Here is a 14389-nt window from a genome sequence, read left to right on the forward strand (position 1 = left end):
CTCAATAATCAGCGGCAGGCCCTCATCCCTGCCCTTCTCCCACACGGGAGAAGGGTTCCCCGCGCCATTCATCCGACACTTCGCTTCATCTTACCCGCGAGGGGAGATCCGCTCAGGGGCCAAAACCCCAACGGGGCAGCAGTGGGCTTGACCCGAGCATCTTTTGCCCGAAATTCTCGGGGCTCCGCTTCGCTGCGCCCGAGAATGACGCTTCGTGTTCATGGGTTCCGGGCTCAGGCCTGCGACCTGCCCCGGAATGACGGGGCGGTGAACGCGGCCGAAAGCCTACCCGAACGCCCCGATTTCGTGCTGGATCGCGCCCGAGATTTGGCGCAGCAGGTCGAAGCAGGCCCGCATCGGCGCGAAGACCTCGCGGTGCAACGCTTCATAAGTCCCGCCTTCGCGCGGTCCCGGCGGCTCGCCGAAATCCAGCCCGATCGTCGGATCGGGATTGAGCGGGAAGATCTCGCCGAGCAGAAGCAGCGAGGCCGGGATGTCGAGCCGCAGGATGCGCTCGATCAGGGCCTCGCGCGTCAAGCCGGCATGGGGCCGGAAATCCGGGATATGCGCCGCCGAGAGCCAGATCCGGTGCATCACCGCCAGCCGCAGCGCATGTAGCGCGACCAGCCTGACCGACATGCGCGGCGTGTCGCCCGCCACCGTCTGCAGCTTCAGCCAGTCCGATGAGAGTCGCCAGAACAGGCGCCTCAACGCCGGCGCGAGTTCGAGCCGCGCCAGCGCATCGGCGACCGCGAGCAGTTCGTCGCGCCGGCCCTCGCGCGTCGTCCGGCGCGCGCGGTCGAACCAGTTGCCGGGGTCGAGCGTGTCGAGATAGGCGCGCAGCACGTCGAGATCGCTATTGGCCATCGCATGGCTGGCCAGGCTGTAGGCGCGCTCGAAGCGGTCGGAGCGTTCGCGCATGGCGCGAAACAGGTCGGGCGCGCGCCCGGCCGCCTGGCCGAGACCATGCACGCTGTTGGCGAGCCAGCCGAGTTGTTGCAGAATCGCGTTGTTGGGGATGGCGCGCAGCTCGCGCGGATGGCGGATGCGGGTCGGCCCGCCCGCATCGCTCTGCCGCGCCGCCGGGCGCGAGCCGGTCTTGTCGAGCAGCGAGGGACCGAAGGTGCCGATCAGCGCGGCATAGCCGGGATCATCGACCAGCGCGGTCATCTCCTCGCGCACGGTCTGAAAGAACTCCGAGGCGAAATCCGGCTCCTGATAGATCGGGTCGGCGGCCGCATCCTTGCCCGCATCCCGGCCTTCGCCGAAGACGGCCTCGGCGATACGCCCGACTGTCGCCGCCGCGATCTGCCGCGTGCCGAAGAGCAGATAGCCGTCGCTGCCCTGGAAGCTCGTCTCGCGCACCGTCGCGATGCCCGCCCGCTTGAAGGCCTGCCGCGCGAAAGCCGGATCGAGATAGGCCAGGCGATCGCTGAGGCTGCGCGGATGCGCGCCGCGCCCCGCCGACTCGCCATGGGTGTCGAAGATCACGAGCTCGATATCGCTCAGCCCGTAGCGCGTCAGCAATTCGCAGATGCGGATACGCAGGCGCTCGACCCAGAAGGTCGCCGCGACCTGGCCGATATAGCGCCCGGAATCGGAATAGCCGAACTGGATGCAGAGCCGGCCATGCTGTTTGAGATAGTCGCGGAAATGCGGGCTGCGCAGCGCCTCGTCGATGATGCGCGGCCCCTGTTCCAGCGCATCCGAGGTCTCGAATAGCGGCGAGATCTCGACCTTGTCGGAGATGCCGAAGCGCTTCGCCAGCCAGAGCGCGCAGAGCAGCGTGTAGCCCGTCTCGGTTTCCGCCACGAGAAAGCGCACCGGGCGCGTTCCGTCGAGATGCTTCACGATCTGCGCGATCGTCATCATCATCCGCGCGGCCGAGGCGCGCTCGGCCGCGAGCGCGCCGAAATCGACCACCGCGGGCTCGACCTTGCCGAGCAGGGCGTTGGCGGCGCTGAGGAAGGCGCGCCGCTGCGCCGGCAAGGCAGGTTCCTCATCGAGCGGGATGACGCCGCGCATCGCATTGTGGAGCTGCGAGGCGTTGAGCCGGAAATGCGGCAGCGCGATCGAGACGCCATGGGCAACGCAACCTGCCTTGACCAGGCACAGAGCCATCGCCGTCTCGTCATCGGCTCGGGCCGCCGCGATTGCGCGATCGAGCGCCGCGATCAATCCGGAGGCCTCCGGCAAGGCCGCCTCGCGCTCGCCGACCAGAGCCAGGGCGAAGGCCTGCAGCGCGGTCAGCGCCGGTTGCGTACCGATCGGCGGCGCGAGCGCGAGCTGGCGCTCGACAGCGGCGAGCGCGGCCGACACCAGCGCCCGCACCTCGACCGTCGCGGCCACCTGAGGCAGCTTCTCCAGAATGCGCACGAACTGTCCGCGCTTGGATTCGAGCCGGTAGCGCAGCGTGTCCCACCAGCCGATATCGGTGCGCCCATCCGTGTCGCAGCCGACCCAGGAGGCCAGGATCAAGGGCCGCGGCGCGAGCTCGTGCCAGCGCTCCGGCCAGCGCGAACGTGCCGCCGTCAGCAAGGCCGCGTTCAAGCGGTCGAGCGCATCGCGGGCATGGCGCACGGCGAAACGCGCCTGTTCGAATTCGTCCTGCAGCGTGATCGCGCCGTCGGGCCGGAAGGAGAGCGCCTCATTCTCGATCACAGCCGCGCCCGCCGCCTCGCCCGAGGCGACGTCGGCCAGCGCATGCGCCAGCTTCCGGCTCATGCCGAAAGTCGGATGGGCCGTGAACACGGCAGCGAAACGTGGCCGGGCGGTCGCAATGCGGAAATGCGCAAAGGGCTCGGGTTCGCCCTCGGCCGCAGCAGCCAGCCGCTCGGCCAGCGCCAGCAGCGGCACATCGCCATCATCCGTCAGCCCGACATAGGCCGCTACGCGCCCCGCCCGCTCGTATAATGCCTCGCGGCCAAGATGGCGCACGAGAGCATGCGCAGCGTCCAATGCCAGCTCGCCGCGATCCATCCGCCGCGTCAGCCAGAGCGTGAGCCTGAGCACGGGATTTCCGAACGGGTCTTCGTGCGCATCCTTGCGCGCCTGCTCGATTGCGCCCTGGAGCTCCAGCGCCAGCGCCGCCGATCCACCTTGCTCGTCGAGCCCATCTGTCATCACCCGCACTCCCTCACAGATGGAGCAGGCAAGTTTTGGACCTGCGATGCAAGATACCTGCGATGCAAGACCAAGACGAAGATGAAGACCCAGGCGAAGACGAAGATCACGCCACGCGGGTCTGGCGGCAACTGACCGGCAGCAGCCAGTCGACGGCGCGCGAGGCTGGCACCGCCGGCGAGAACAGGAAGCCCTGGCCAAACGGGCAGCCCAGCGCCTTCAACGCCTGCAATTGTGCCGCCGTCTCGATGCCTTCGGCGACGATGTCCATGCCCAGGCTCGCCCCCAGGCGCAGGATCGTCTCCAGGATGGCGCGATCCTGCGCCGAGCTGAGGAAACGCTGCACGAAGGATTTGTCGATCTTGATCACGTCGATCGGATAGCTGCGCAGATGCACGAGCGAGGCGTAGCCCGTTCCGAAATCATCGAGCGCAACACGCATGCCGCTCTGCTTCAGGCGCTCGAGGATGCGCTTCATCGGGCCGGATTCATCGTCGAGGAAAACGCCCTCGGTCACCTCGATCTCGATCATGCCGGGCCTCAGGCCCTGCTCGGCGACGCTCTCGATCAGCGTCTCCGCGAAATGATGGTCATGGAGCTGCGAGGCGCTGAGATTGATCGCGAGGCTGCCGAAATCGAAGCCGGCGCGATGCCAGAGCCCGGCCTGGCGCAAGGCCTTCTCGACCACCCATTTGCCCAGCCGCGCCGAAAGGTCGGGATCGTTCAGGGCCGCCTGGAAGGCCCCCGCCGCGACCACCCGCCCATCGGGCATGCGCCGGCGCAGGAGCGCCTCGAAACCCGACAGGCTCTGGTCGGAGAGCTGCAGCTTGGGCTGGTAGTGCAGTTCGAGCTGGTTCTCGATCAGGGCGCGGCCGATATCCCGGATAGTCTCGAAGCGCCGCTCGCCCTCGCTCTTCATCTGCGGATCGAAGACCCTGAAAGTATTCTTGCCGGCCGCCTTGGCTGCATAGAGCGCGATATCGGCATGGCTGAACAGCTCCGCCGAGCTCGAGGCGTCGAAGCCTTGCGGGATCGCGATCCCCACCGACGCGCCAAGCTGGAAGACATGCGCGCCCCAGGCGATCGGGCGACGCAAAGCGTCGAGGATGCGCTCGGTCAGAGCCTCCGCCTCCAGTCGATCGGAAGCCACGCCCATCAGCACCGCGAACTCGTCGCCGCCGATCCGCGCCACCAATCGCGCCTCGGCGCAGACGCCGCGCAGGCGCAGCGCAACCTGCTTCAGGCATTCGTCGCCGAGCCCATGGCCGAAGGTGTCGTTGACCTGCTTGAAGCCGTCGAGATCGACGAGCAGGAGCGGACCGGCAGGCTCTCCCTTCTGGCCCGACAAGATCGCCTGGAACTGGCTGCGATTGGCGAGCCCGGTCATGAGGTCGATTTCCGCCAGGAACCGCGTCTTGTCCCAGAGCGCCCGCTCCTCGGTGATGTCCTGCTTCATGCCGAAGATGCGCACCGCGACGCCGTTTTCGCTCTCGACATCGGCGGTGAGCCGCATCCAACGCTCCTTGCCGAGCGCGGTCGTGATCTTGGCGTCGAGCGTGAAGCCGCCCTGCTCGCGGATAGCCTTGCTGCGCAGGGTCTGCATCGCGGCGCGCGATTCCGGGTCGTACATCTCGACGATTCTGAGTCGGTCGAGCTTGGAGCCGCGCGGGAGCTCGAAGAGATCGTAGACGGCGTCGGTCCAGCGCAGGGAATCGGCATCGGTCAGATCACATTCCCAGACGCCGATTTTCGCAGCTTCGGAGGAGCGATCGAAGATCTTCTTGCTATGCGCCAGTGCCTCGTCGCGCCCGCGCAGGAGCCGGGATGTCTCCTCCACCTCCCACTGCAACCGCTCGACCTGCTCCAGCAGGCGAGCCAGTTCGCCGTCGCGCTGCGTCGTGACGATGCCGGACTCGCGCCAGGCCGCGGAACGCGCCGGCTCGGGTTCTGGCAAGGGGTGGTCGCGCACTATCAGGCTCTTTCAACGGAGTATCCGCTCAGGGCGCCATGCTAGAGCGCGGTCGATTAAGCCTTTGTTAGCTGCAATGGGGCGGCGCTACTCCATCACCATCGCATGATCCTCAGTGGGAGCCTCCTGCCGCTTCGGGCTGCGCAGCAGGATGACCAGCGGGATCGCGGCCAGGCACAACAACATCAGCAGCTTGAAATCGTCGATATAGGCGATGACCGTGGCTTGCTTGGTGACCATTTCGTCGAGCGCGGCGCGGCCGGCGAGCTTCAGCGGATCCCAGGCCTGCTTGATCGCCGGGTTCTCGAAGACGCGATTATAGGGAGTGACGTAGTTGGCTATCTCCGCGTGGTTGACCTGCGTGTTGCGGGTCAGGAGATAGGCGACGAAGGAAATGCCGACGCTGGAGCCGATATTGCGCGACAGGTTGTAGAGCCCCGTGCCGTCGCCACGGAACTGCGCCGGCAAGGTCGCGAAGGTCACCGTCGTCAGCGGCACGAAGAGAAGGCCCAGCCCCGCGCCCTGGATGAAGCCCGTGACCATGATCGTGGTCTGCGAGACATCGGGCGTCCAGCCGGACATATCGTACATCGCCCAGGCGCTGACGCCGAGGCCGGCCGTCAGCAGCAGGCGGATATCGACCTTGCCGATCAGGCGCCCTACGAGGAACATGCAGGCCATGGTGCCAAGCCCGCGCGGCCCCATGACGACGCCGGCGGTGACGACCGGATAGCCCATCAGCGTCTGCAGATAGGGCGTCATCAATGCCATCGAGGCGAGATAGGTGATGCCGACGACGAAGATGAAGATCATGCCGACGCTGAAATTCCGGTCGAGGAACAGGCGTGGCTTGATGAACGAGTTCTGCGCCGTGAAGGTGTGAACCACGAGGATGTAGAAGGCGGCGGCGCAGACCGCGGCCTCGATGATGATCTCGCCGGAATCGAACCAGTCGAGCTGCGCTCCGCGATCGAGGAAGATCTGCAGCGAGGCGATACCGAGGCTGAGCGCCCCGAAGCCGATCCAGTCGAGCTTCGCGGTGGCGTTGGTGGCGGTTTCCTTGAGGTAGATCGCAACGCCCGTGAAGGCGAGCGCGCCGAGCGGCAGGTTGATGTAGAAGACCCAGCGCCAGGAGATGTTCTCGGTCAGCCAGCCGCCGATCACCGGGCCGAGCACCGGGCCGACCATCACCGAGACGCCAAACAGCGCCATCGCCGAGCCGCGCTCCTCGGGCGTGTAGATATCGAGCAGGATACCCTGGGAGATCGGCACCAGCGCCGCGCCGAAGAAGCCTTGCAGCAGGCGGAAGCCGACGATCTGCGACAGCGACTGCGCCGCGCCGCACAGCATCGAGGCCAGGACGAAGCCGACGATCGCGGCCGAGAGCACGCGTTTGCGCCCGAAGCGCGCAGCCAGGAAGCCCGAGGGCGGCGTCATGATCGCAGCTGCGACGATATAGGAGGTCAGGACCCAGTTGATCTGGTCCGCGCTCGCCGAGACGCTGCCCTGGATATAGGGCAGCGCGACATTGGCGATCGTCGTATCGAGCGCCTGCATGACCACGGAGAGGATCACGCAGGCGGTGATCGCGCCGCGATTGGCGACGCGGACGAACGCCGGCGCGGCGGGATCAGCCATGGCGCGGCTCTGATTTGCCAAACGGCCAGGACTTTCCAGACGGCCAGGAGGCGAAGCTCGGCAGGCCGCGCGCATGGCCGGTGTCGATGTCGAGCACCACGCTCATGCCGGCGCGCAATTGCGGCTTGTCCGCCGGGGTTTCGATGCGCACGCGCATGGCGATGCGCTGGACGACCTTGACCCAGTTTCCGCTGGTGTTCTGGGCGGGCAGCAGCGAGAAGCTCGCCGCCGAGGCCGGGCTGATGCTGTCGACGACGCCGGTCCAGTCCTGGCCCGGATAGCTATCGACCGCGACCGTCACCTTCTGCCCCGGGCGCACCCAGGTGAGTTCGGTTTCCTTGGGGCTGGCCTGGATCCAGACATGGTCGGTCGAGACCAGGCTGAAGGCGTTCGTCGCCGCGGCGAGATACTGCCCCTTCTGCAGGGACGGCACATTCGTCACGATGCCGTCCATCGGCGCCCTGACCACCGTATGCGCCAATTGGCGGGCGGCCTCGCCGCGCGCGGCGACGGCGTCCTTGTAGCGGGGATGCTCGGTTGCCGGCGCCTCGGGATCGCCATTGAGATTGGCGCCGATCCCGGCAAGTTGGGTCTGGAGCAGGGCGAGCTTCTGGACCGCGCCGTCAAGATCATGCTTCGCCTGATCGAAGATCGCCTGCGAGGCATAGGATTTCGTCGCCAGATCCTGCTGGCGCTTGAACGCCACCGTATAGAAATCAATGTCGATCTTCGCCTGAACGATCTGGCTCTGCACGCCCTTGTAGCTCGCCTGCAGCGCGGCAATGTCGTTCTTGACGATGCCGATCTGCGCATCCGCCCGGTCGAGAGCGAGGCGGAACTGCTGGTCGTCGAGCGTGAACAGGACATCGCCTGCCTTCACGACCTGATTGTCGCGAACTCCGATGTCACTGACGATGCCGGCGAAATCGGTCGAGAGGCCGACGATATCGGCCTGAACATAGGCGTTCTCGGTCGACATGACCTGCCCGCCGACAACATAGAAATAGCCGCCGACGACGAGCGCGACGGGCAGCAGCGCAAACAGCGCCCGCCGCCGCGCACCGGCCCGTTTCGCGGCGACACCCTTGCTGGCCGGCGCTTCCGCCTGAGGTGTCGCCTCGGCCGAAGGGGCGAGCTTGCTCGCGGCTCGGCGGATCTCGGTCACGTTGCTGGCCGGCGTCGGTTCGTCATTGGCCTGGGATTCGGACTTCATGGCTGCTTCATCCATGGCTGGTCTGCTTGTCCGCACGCGGCGCGCTGCTGCAGGCGGCGGTCAGATTCGATTTCATCGCCCCCAGAAGGGCGAGAAGATGTTCGCGCTCGGCATCCGAGATTTCGCCGAAGGCTTCGGCCCGGGTCATCTCGCCAATCCCGCGCATCTCGGCGAGCTTCGGCGCGGCCTTCTCGGTCAGGAAGAGCCGCCAAATCCGCCGGTCCGTCGCATGCGCGCGCCGCTCGACCAGGCCGCAGGCTTCGAGCTTGTCGACGATGCGCCCGAGCGTGATCGGCTCGACCTCCAGCAATTCGGCGAGCCCGCCCTGCTGAATGCCCTCATTATGGGTGAGATAGGCGAGCACCTGCCATTGCGAGCGCGTCAGGCCGAGGCTGCGCGCCCGGCCATGCTGCTCGAAACGCTTGCGCAGCAAACGCGCCACATCGTGCAGGAGGAAGCCGACGGATGGCGGCGGATGCCCTGTCGGGTCATTAGGCATGCTGTTCATAGGCATGCTTATAATATTGACGCCTAGGACTTCCAACGGGAGCGATGCGTTTTGTCGCAGCCGACAGCGCAGGGCCGCCATGCCGCCAGGGCGCGCGGCTGTCCTCCCTTCTCCCACCCATCTGGCTTGCCCGAGATGGGCAACTCAAAGTGTCAAAGTCGGCAACAGCCGACTTTGATGCGGGAGAAGGAAAAGGAGCGCGACGCCCTCTCCACCATGCACGGACAGGGTTACGCGATCGGCAGCCTCAGTGGCGGCAATCTGCGCTGGACGGGAGACGACTGGATGATCGACGTGTTCGTCATCGAATAGGGGATGAGCTTGTCGATCAACTGCTCCAGCGCCTCGACAGTCTCGACATGGGCGCGAGCGATGAAGCAATCTTCGCCGGTGATGCGATCGCATTCGACGATCTCCGGAATCCCCCGAAGGATTTCGGTCACATTGTGAAGCTGGCCGGGAATCGGCCGGATACGGAGCCAGGCCGCGAGCGGCAGGCCGAGCGCCTTGGGGTTGATCGTGACGGTGTAGCCCTCGATCACGCCGGCCTCCTCCAGCCGCCTGACCCTTTCAGACACGCTCGGCGAAGACAGCCCGACGAGACGCGCCAGCTCCGCGATGCTGATCCGCGCATCGGCGGCGAGCGCATCGAGCAGCCGGAGATCCGTCGCGTCCAACCCACCATTTTCATATCGAAGGCGCTTCATCGAAATCACCATGTATTTGCAAGGAGGAAACGGAAACTCTCCTCGCATCAGGCATTTAACCGAGCGAATTATCCTCTCATGATGATGACAAGGGAGCAACTCGTGCCATCATCGAAGCTGACGCTCAATCGAGCCGCTGAAGCCGTCCCGCCTTATGCCTGGTTCGGGGTCAGTGCCATTTTCCACTATCTCGGGCCCTCCTTCGCCGTGCTGCTGTTTCCAGCGGTCGGAGTTCTTGGCGTGGCGTGGTTCCGGATCGCGTCCGCTGCTCTCATCTTCGCGCCCTTCACCAAGCCATGGCGAACGATCCGGCAGGCCGACGCGAAGACGAGGCTGCTGCTGTTCGGCCTCGGCGCCTGCCTCGCAGCCATGAACACGGCCTTCTATCTGGCGCTCGACCGCCTCCCCATGAGCCTCGTGGCGGCCATGGAGTTCGTCGGCACGATTGCTGTCGCCCTCTACGGGCTGCGCACGCGCCGCAACGCCCTGGCGCTGCTTCTGGCGGTGCTCGGCGTCTTCATCATGATCGACTTGAAAGGGTCGACGGACGCGCTGGGCTTGCTCTGGGCAAGCCTGAATGGAGCGCTTTTCGTGGGCTATATCGTGCTCGGTCACAAAGCGGCGGAGGGCGGAGCGAATGGCGGCGTCGAGCGTCTTGGCGCCGCCATGGCCATTGCCTTCGTCATCCTGATGCCGGTCGGCTTCAGCGAGGCGGCCAGGGCGTTTGGCGCGCCCAACCTGGTGCTTGCCGGCATCGCGGTCGGACTATGCTCGTCGGTCATTCCCTACATAGCCGACCAGCTTGCGATGTCCCGCTTGCCGCGTCAGACCTTCGCGCTCTGCCTGGCGATCCTGCCTGCGACGGCAACCGTCATTGCGGCGATCGTCCTCGCCCAGATTCCAAGCCTGCAAGACATTCTCGGCGTGGCGCTGGTCATAGCCGGCGTTGCGGTCCACGCGCCGCCAAAGGCGAGCGCGGGATAGCCCCTTGGTCAAGCGGGCGTGGGCCCTTCTCCCCTCGCGGGAGAAGGTGGCTCGGCGAAGCCGAGACGGATGAGGGGGCGCTGTGAGCCCTCCGCCTCGCTGAACGCGACGCCAACCGGACAGGGCACGGCGCCCCCTCATCCGGCGCTGCGCGCCACCTTCTCCCGCATCAAAGTCGGCTGTTGCCGACTTTGACACTTTGGGTTGCCCATCTCGGGCAAGCCCGAGATGGGTGGGAGAAGGGAAAAAGAGCGCGGGAGCCACCCCGCCTCAGAGCTGGTCCTGATAATCCGTCTTCAGCCCATGCTTGCGCGCTTGCTTCTCCAGAGCGAGTTCGATCAGGCGGCTCAGCAGCTCGCGGTAGGGCAGCCCGGAGGCTTCCATCATCTTGGGATACATGCTGATCGAGGTGAAGCCCGGCAAGGTGTTGATTTCGTTGAAGTAGAAGTCTCCACCCCGGCGGTCGAGGAAGAAATCGACCCGCGCCAGGCCGCTGCATTCGAGCGCGACGAAGGCATCATTCGCGAGCTGCCTGACCCGCTCCATTTGCGCCGCGTCGAGCTTGGCCGGCAGATCGACGGTCGCGCCGTCCTGATCGAGGTATTTGGCCTCGTAGGAATAAAATTCATGCTTGGGGTTGGCGTTGATCTCGCTCGCCACGCTGGTGAACAGCGGCTCGCCCTCGAGCACCGCCACCTCGATCTCGCGGACATCGATGCCCTGCTCGACCAGGACCTTGAGGTCATAGAGGAAGGCGTCTTGCAGCGCCGCCTCCAGCGCCTCCCACTGCTTCACCTTATGCACGCCGACGCTTGAGCCCATATTGCAGGGCTTCACGAAGACGGGCAGCGTCAGCTTCTCGCGTACGGCCTGGACCCAGCGGGCCGGGTCGCGCTCATAATCGCGCTTCGCCAGCGCCAGATAGGGCAGCACCGGCAATCCAGCGAACAAGGCCAGGCGCTTGGCGATGTCCTTGTCCATGCCGATCGCCGAACCCAGCACGCCGGCGCCGACATAGGCGACGCCAGCGAGTTCCAGCGCGCCCTGCACTGCGCCGTCCTCGCAGAGCGGGCCGTGCATCACCGGGAAGACCACGTCGATCTGGCGCGGATTCGCTGCCGAGCCGGTCACCGGCAGGAGCGCGGCACGCCCATCCGCCTGAGGCGAGAGCCGCATTTCCGGGGCATCGCCGAAGATCGGCAGCGCCCGCCCCTTCGCCTCCTCGATGAGGCGCAGGTCGTTCCACTGCCACTTGCCCTGCTTGTCGATGCTGATCGGGATCACGTCGAAACGGTCCCGGTCGAGATGCTGGATCACCGAGGCCGCCGATTGCAGCGAAACCTCATGCTCCCCGGATTTGCCCCCGTAGAGGACCGCGACTCGGATTTTCTCTGTCATGATCCGCGTTCTAGAGCATTGCGCGAAAAAGTGGACACCGGTTTTTCTGTTGCGCCACGCCTGCAAGTCCGGTCGCCGGAGCCTTGCCCCCTTACCCGCGCTTGGGGCTGTCCAGGCCGCGCTGCACCGCCGGCCGCGCCAGGCCGCGCTCGAGCCAGAGCGGCACCTGCTTCAGGCTGGCATAGTCGACGAGCTCGCCAGCACCATAGAAGCCGACCAGGTTGCGCACCCAGCCGAGCAAGGCGATGTCGGCGATGCTGTACTCGCTTCCCATGATCCAGTCGCGGCCGGTGAGCCTGGTCTCCAGCACGCCGAGCAGGCGCTTGCTTTCATTGGCGTAGCGGTCGCGCGGACGCTTGTCCTCATACTCCTTGCCTGCAAATTTGTGGAAGAAGCCGAGCTGGCCGAACATCGGCCCCACCCCCGCCATCTGGAAGAAGACCCATTGCAGGGTCTCGTAGCGCAGGCCAGCATCGCTCGGGATGAGCTTGCCGGTCTTCTCGGCGAGATAGACCAGGATCGCGCCCGATTCCCACAGCCCGAAAGGCTTTCCGCCGGGGCCATTGGGATCGATGATCGCCGGGATCTTGCCATTGGGGTTCAGCGAGAGGAACTCCGGGCCCCAGGTCTCGTTCTTGCCGATATCGATCAGATGCGGCTCGTAGGGCAGTTCGAGCTCCTCCAGCGCGATCGAAACCTTCACACCATTGGGCGTCGGCAGCGAATAGAGCTGGATACGGTCGGGATGCTGGGCCGGCCAGCGCTTGGAGATCGGGAAAGCGGAGAGATCGGTCATGGCACTGGCCTCGTCGAAGGAGCGACACCGCAGCGAAGCGGCGTAATTTCGCGAAAGCTAGAGGCCGGCGCGCACCGCGCATAGATGCGTGGCTGCAAATGCGGCCATGCAGCCAAGGGGGCTTGAACATACGGGTTGTGAGGCGGCCATGCGCCGAGCTCGGGACCGCCCCATGGCGCGCGCGCTTGCAGCAAAGGCCGCCGTGCCGGCATAGCAGTGCCACCCTAGAGCCGGATGATTTCAGATGGGATCACTCCGTGCTTCCATCTGAAATCTGAATCCGTCTCTCACCCAAGAGTGAGAGCAGGATCAATGCGAAAAACCGGTTCCCACTTTTTCGCATCCTGCTCTTGCAGAGGCGCGCGACGCACGGCCTCGTCCGGAAAGCACACCCCGTGAACCAGGCCGTTCCGCCGCCTCAACTTGCCGCCGCCACACGCCTCGCCGTGCCCGCCGGCCGGACGCCCTGGCTCGGCATCGCCTGTGGCCTGACGACCAGCCTGATCTGGGGCATCCAGGCCGTGGTCTCGCGCCAGTCGGTCGCCGACGGATTGACCGCGGCCGATGTCACGATCCTGCGTTTTGTGACCGCCGCACTCCTGCTGCTGCCCTTCGCACTGCGGCGGATGCGGCCGTTTCCGATCGGGCGGATCGGCTGGCGCCGCGCTCTGGTGCTCACAGCGCTTGCCGGCGCGCCCTATTCGCTGGTGCTCATCGCCGGCGCCTCCTTCGCCCCGGCGCTGCATTCCGCGACCATCACGCCGGGATTGATCCCGGTTTTCACTGCCATTCTCGCTTATGCCCTGGCGGGCGAACGGCCGGGTCGGATGCGGCTGGCCGGGCTCGCGCTGGTGCTGGCGGGCGTTGGAGTCTTCTCCTGGCAGGCGCTTTCCTCACAGTCCCTTGGACATGCCCCCGCCCACGACAGTGCCTGGATCGGTGACCTGCTGTTCGTGCTCACCGCGATGATGTGGACAGTGTTCGGGCTGCTGGCGAAGCGCTGGGGCGCGGACGCGATCGACGTCACCATCGCGACCTGCCTGCTCTCGCTGCTGTTCCTGCCCGTCGTCACCCTGGCGCTGCCGATCCGGCTCGACGAGGTCGCCTGGGGCGCGCTTGCCCTGCAGGCCTTCTACCAGGGCGCTCTGGTCGGCGTCGGGGCGCTGTTTCTCTACACCCAGACGGTGGCGCTGCTGGGAGCGGCGCGCGCGACCCTGTTCCTGCCGTTGAACCCGGCGATCACGGCGCTCACTGGGGCGGTCCTGCTCGGCGAGTGGCCCTCGACGGCGGAAATCATCGGCATGCTGCTGGTCATCACCGGCATGACCGTGGCGCTGCGCTCACGCAGCGTGGCCTGAAGCCTCAGCTGCCGCTTGGCGCTTCAGCCCTTGTGGTCCTTGGCGATCGGCTCGACATAGGCGAGCCCCATATCCCAGGGGAAATAGATCCAGGTGTCCTGGCTGACCTCGGTGATGAAGGTGTCGACCGTCGGCACGCCGGCAGGCTTGGCGTAGACCGTGGCGAAATGCGCGTTGGGCAGCATCTCGCGCACGACGCGGGCAGTCTTGCCGGTGTCGGTCAAATCGTCGACGACGAGCACGCCTCGGCCCTTGCCGTCGCCGATCGCCTTGATCGAGGGCGCGACATCCTTCAGCACCTTGAGCTCGGACTGGTTCTTGTAGTCGTGATAGCTCGCGACGCAGACCGTCTCGATCAGCCGCAAGCCGAGCTCCCGGCAGATGATCGCGGCCGGCACGAGCCCGCCGCGCGTGATGCAGACGATGGCCTCGAAGGGCCCCTTCTCGGCCAATCGCCAGGCGAGAGCGCGCGCGTCGCGGTGAAACTGGTCCCAGGATACGGGAAAGGCCTTGTTGGAGGTCGGTTCGGCCATGGCGCGGGCTCCGGGCTTCATTTGGCGCATATGGCGCCGCTCTGATGGCAAACCCTATCCCCGCCGCGCTGACAAGAGGCCGCCGCCCGCCATCCCCAGAAGGCCGGGATAGCAGGCGGCGGATCGCCGTTCAGAACCTGCTTTTCATGCCCGGAACCTCTC

At 66.0% G+C, this 14389-nt stretch carries 11 protein-coding genes; 2 read left to right on the forward strand and 9 right to left on the reverse strand.

Translation table 11 applies throughout. The features are described 5' to 3' along the window. Positions 1-285 precede the first annotated feature (285 nt). The 6 genes from BHK69_RS23675 to BHK69_RS23700 all read right to left on the reverse strand — a co-directional run bounded on the left by BHK69_RS23675 (position 286) and on the right by BHK69_RS23700 (position 9158). A complete protein-coding gene (locus BHK69_RS23675; protein WP_069692242.1) occupies positions 286-3123 on the reverse strand; it encodes a phosphoenolpyruvate carboxylase in 2838 nt (945 codons plus the stop codon). Positions 3124-3229: 106 nt separating this feature from the next. Continuing rightward, on the reverse strand, positions 3230-5092 hold the full coding sequence (locus tag BHK69_RS23680; protein ID WP_069692243.1) for a putative bifunctional diguanylate cyclase/phosphodiesterase: 1863 nt from the start codon (positions 5090-5092) through the stop codon (positions 3230-3232). Positions 5093-5179: 87 nt separating this feature from the next. Then, positions 5180-6730, reverse strand: a complete 1551-nt coding sequence (locus BHK69_RS23685; RefSeq protein ID WP_069692244.1) for a DHA2 family efflux MFS transporter permease subunit — start codon at positions 6728-6730, stop codon at positions 5180-5182. Further along, complete coding sequence (locus tag BHK69_RS23690; RefSeq protein ID WP_069692245.1) at positions 6723-7943, reverse strand: HlyD family secretion protein; 1221 nt, start codon at positions 7941-7943, stop codon at positions 6723-6725. The genes BHK69_RS23685 and BHK69_RS23690 overlap by 8 nt, the downstream gene beginning before the upstream one ends. Positions 7944-7950: 7 nt before the next feature. Continuing rightward, the gene (locus tag BHK69_RS23695; protein ID WP_244548300.1) at positions 7951-8451 is read right to left on the reverse strand and encodes a MarR family winged helix-turn-helix transcriptional regulator; all 501 of its coding nucleotides are present in this window, start codon (positions 8449-8451) and stop codon (positions 7951-7953) included. A gap of 230 nt (positions 8452-8681) precedes the next feature. Then, on the reverse strand, positions 8682-9158 hold the full coding sequence (locus BHK69_RS23700) for an Lrp/AsnC family transcriptional regulator (RefSeq protein WP_069693914.1): 477 nt from the start codon (positions 9156-9158) through the stop codon (positions 8682-8684). Positions 9159-9242: 84 nt separating this feature from the next. Between BHK69_RS23700 and BHK69_RS23705 the strand changes: the two genes are divergently transcribed. Continuing rightward, positions 9243-10142 carry an EamA family transporter gene (locus BHK69_RS23705; protein ID WP_069693915.1) on the forward strand — a complete coding sequence of 300 codons (900 nt, stop codon included), beginning with the start codon at positions 9243-9245 and terminating at the stop codon, positions 10140-10142. A 270-nt stretch (positions 10143-10412) separates the two neighbouring features. On the opposite strand, the gene BHK69_RS23710 is transcribed toward BHK69_RS23705, so the two are convergent. Next, complete coding sequence (locus BHK69_RS23710) at positions 10413-11540, reverse strand: D-alanine--D-alanine ligase family protein (protein WP_069692246.1); 1128 nt, start codon at positions 11538-11540, stop codon at positions 10413-10415. Positions 11541-11631: 91 nt separating this feature from the next. Continuing rightward, entirely contained in the window at positions 11632-12336 is a 705-nt protein-coding gene (locus BHK69_RS23715; protein ID WP_069692247.1) for a glutathione S-transferase N-terminal domain-containing protein, read from the reverse strand. A gap of 395 nt (positions 12337-12731) precedes the next feature. Between BHK69_RS23715 and BHK69_RS23720 the strand changes: the two genes are divergently transcribed. Beyond that, positions 12732-13694 (forward strand): DMT family transporter, encoded by a 963-nt coding sequence (locus tag BHK69_RS23720; protein WP_069692248.1) that lies wholly within the window; start codon positions 12732-12734, stop codon positions 13692-13694. Between the two features lie 23 nt (positions 13695-13717). On the opposite strand, the gene gpt is transcribed toward BHK69_RS23720, so the two are convergent. Further along, entirely contained in the window at positions 13718-14227 is a 510-nt protein-coding gene (gene gpt, locus BHK69_RS23725) for a xanthine phosphoribosyltransferase (protein ID WP_069692249.1), read from the reverse strand. Positions 14228-14389 lie beyond the last annotated feature (162 nt).

Origin of the sequence: Bosea vaviloviae, from assembly GCF_001741865.1 — a bacterium.
Lineage (GTDB): Bacteria > Pseudomonadota > Alphaproteobacteria > Rhizobiales > Beijerinckiaceae > Allobosea > Allobosea vaviloviae.

Bases quoted from the DNA above. Each gene is read 5' to 3' on its own strand.
- BHK69_RS23675 (WP_069692242.1), bottom strand. From the start codon at position 3,123: ATGACAGATGGGCTCGACGAGCAAGGTGGATCGGCGGCGCTGGCGCTG.
- BHK69_RS23685 (WP_069692244.1), bottom strand. From the start codon at position 6,730: ATGGCTGATCCCGCCGCGCCGGCGTTCGTCCGCGTCGCCAATCGCGGC.
- BHK69_RS23690 (WP_069692245.1), bottom strand. From the start codon at position 7,943: ATGAAGTCCGAATCCCAGGCCAATGACGAACCGACGCCGGCCAGCAAC.
- BHK69_RS23695 (WP_244548300.1), bottom strand. From the start codon at position 8,451: ATGAACAGCATGCCTAATGACCCGACAGGGCATCCGCCGCCATCCGTC.
- BHK69_RS23700 (WP_069693914.1), bottom strand. From the start codon at position 9,158: ATGAAGCGCCTTCGATATGAAAATGGTGGGTTGGACGCGACGGATCTC.
- BHK69_RS23705 (WP_069693915.1), top strand. From the start codon at position 9,243: ATGACAAGGGAGCAACTCGTGCCATCATCGAAGCTGACGCTCAATCGA.
- BHK69_RS23710 (WP_069692246.1), bottom strand. From the start codon at position 11,540: ATGACAGAGAAAATCCGAGTCGCGGTCCTCTACGGGGGCAAATCCGGG.
- BHK69_RS23715 (WP_069692247.1), bottom strand. From the start codon at position 12,336: ATGACCGATCTCTCCGCTTTCCCGATCTCCAAGCGCTGGCCGGCCCAG.
- gpt (WP_069692249.1), bottom strand. From the start codon at position 14,227: ATGGCCGAACCGACCTCCAACAAGGCCTTTCCCGTATCCTGGGACCAG.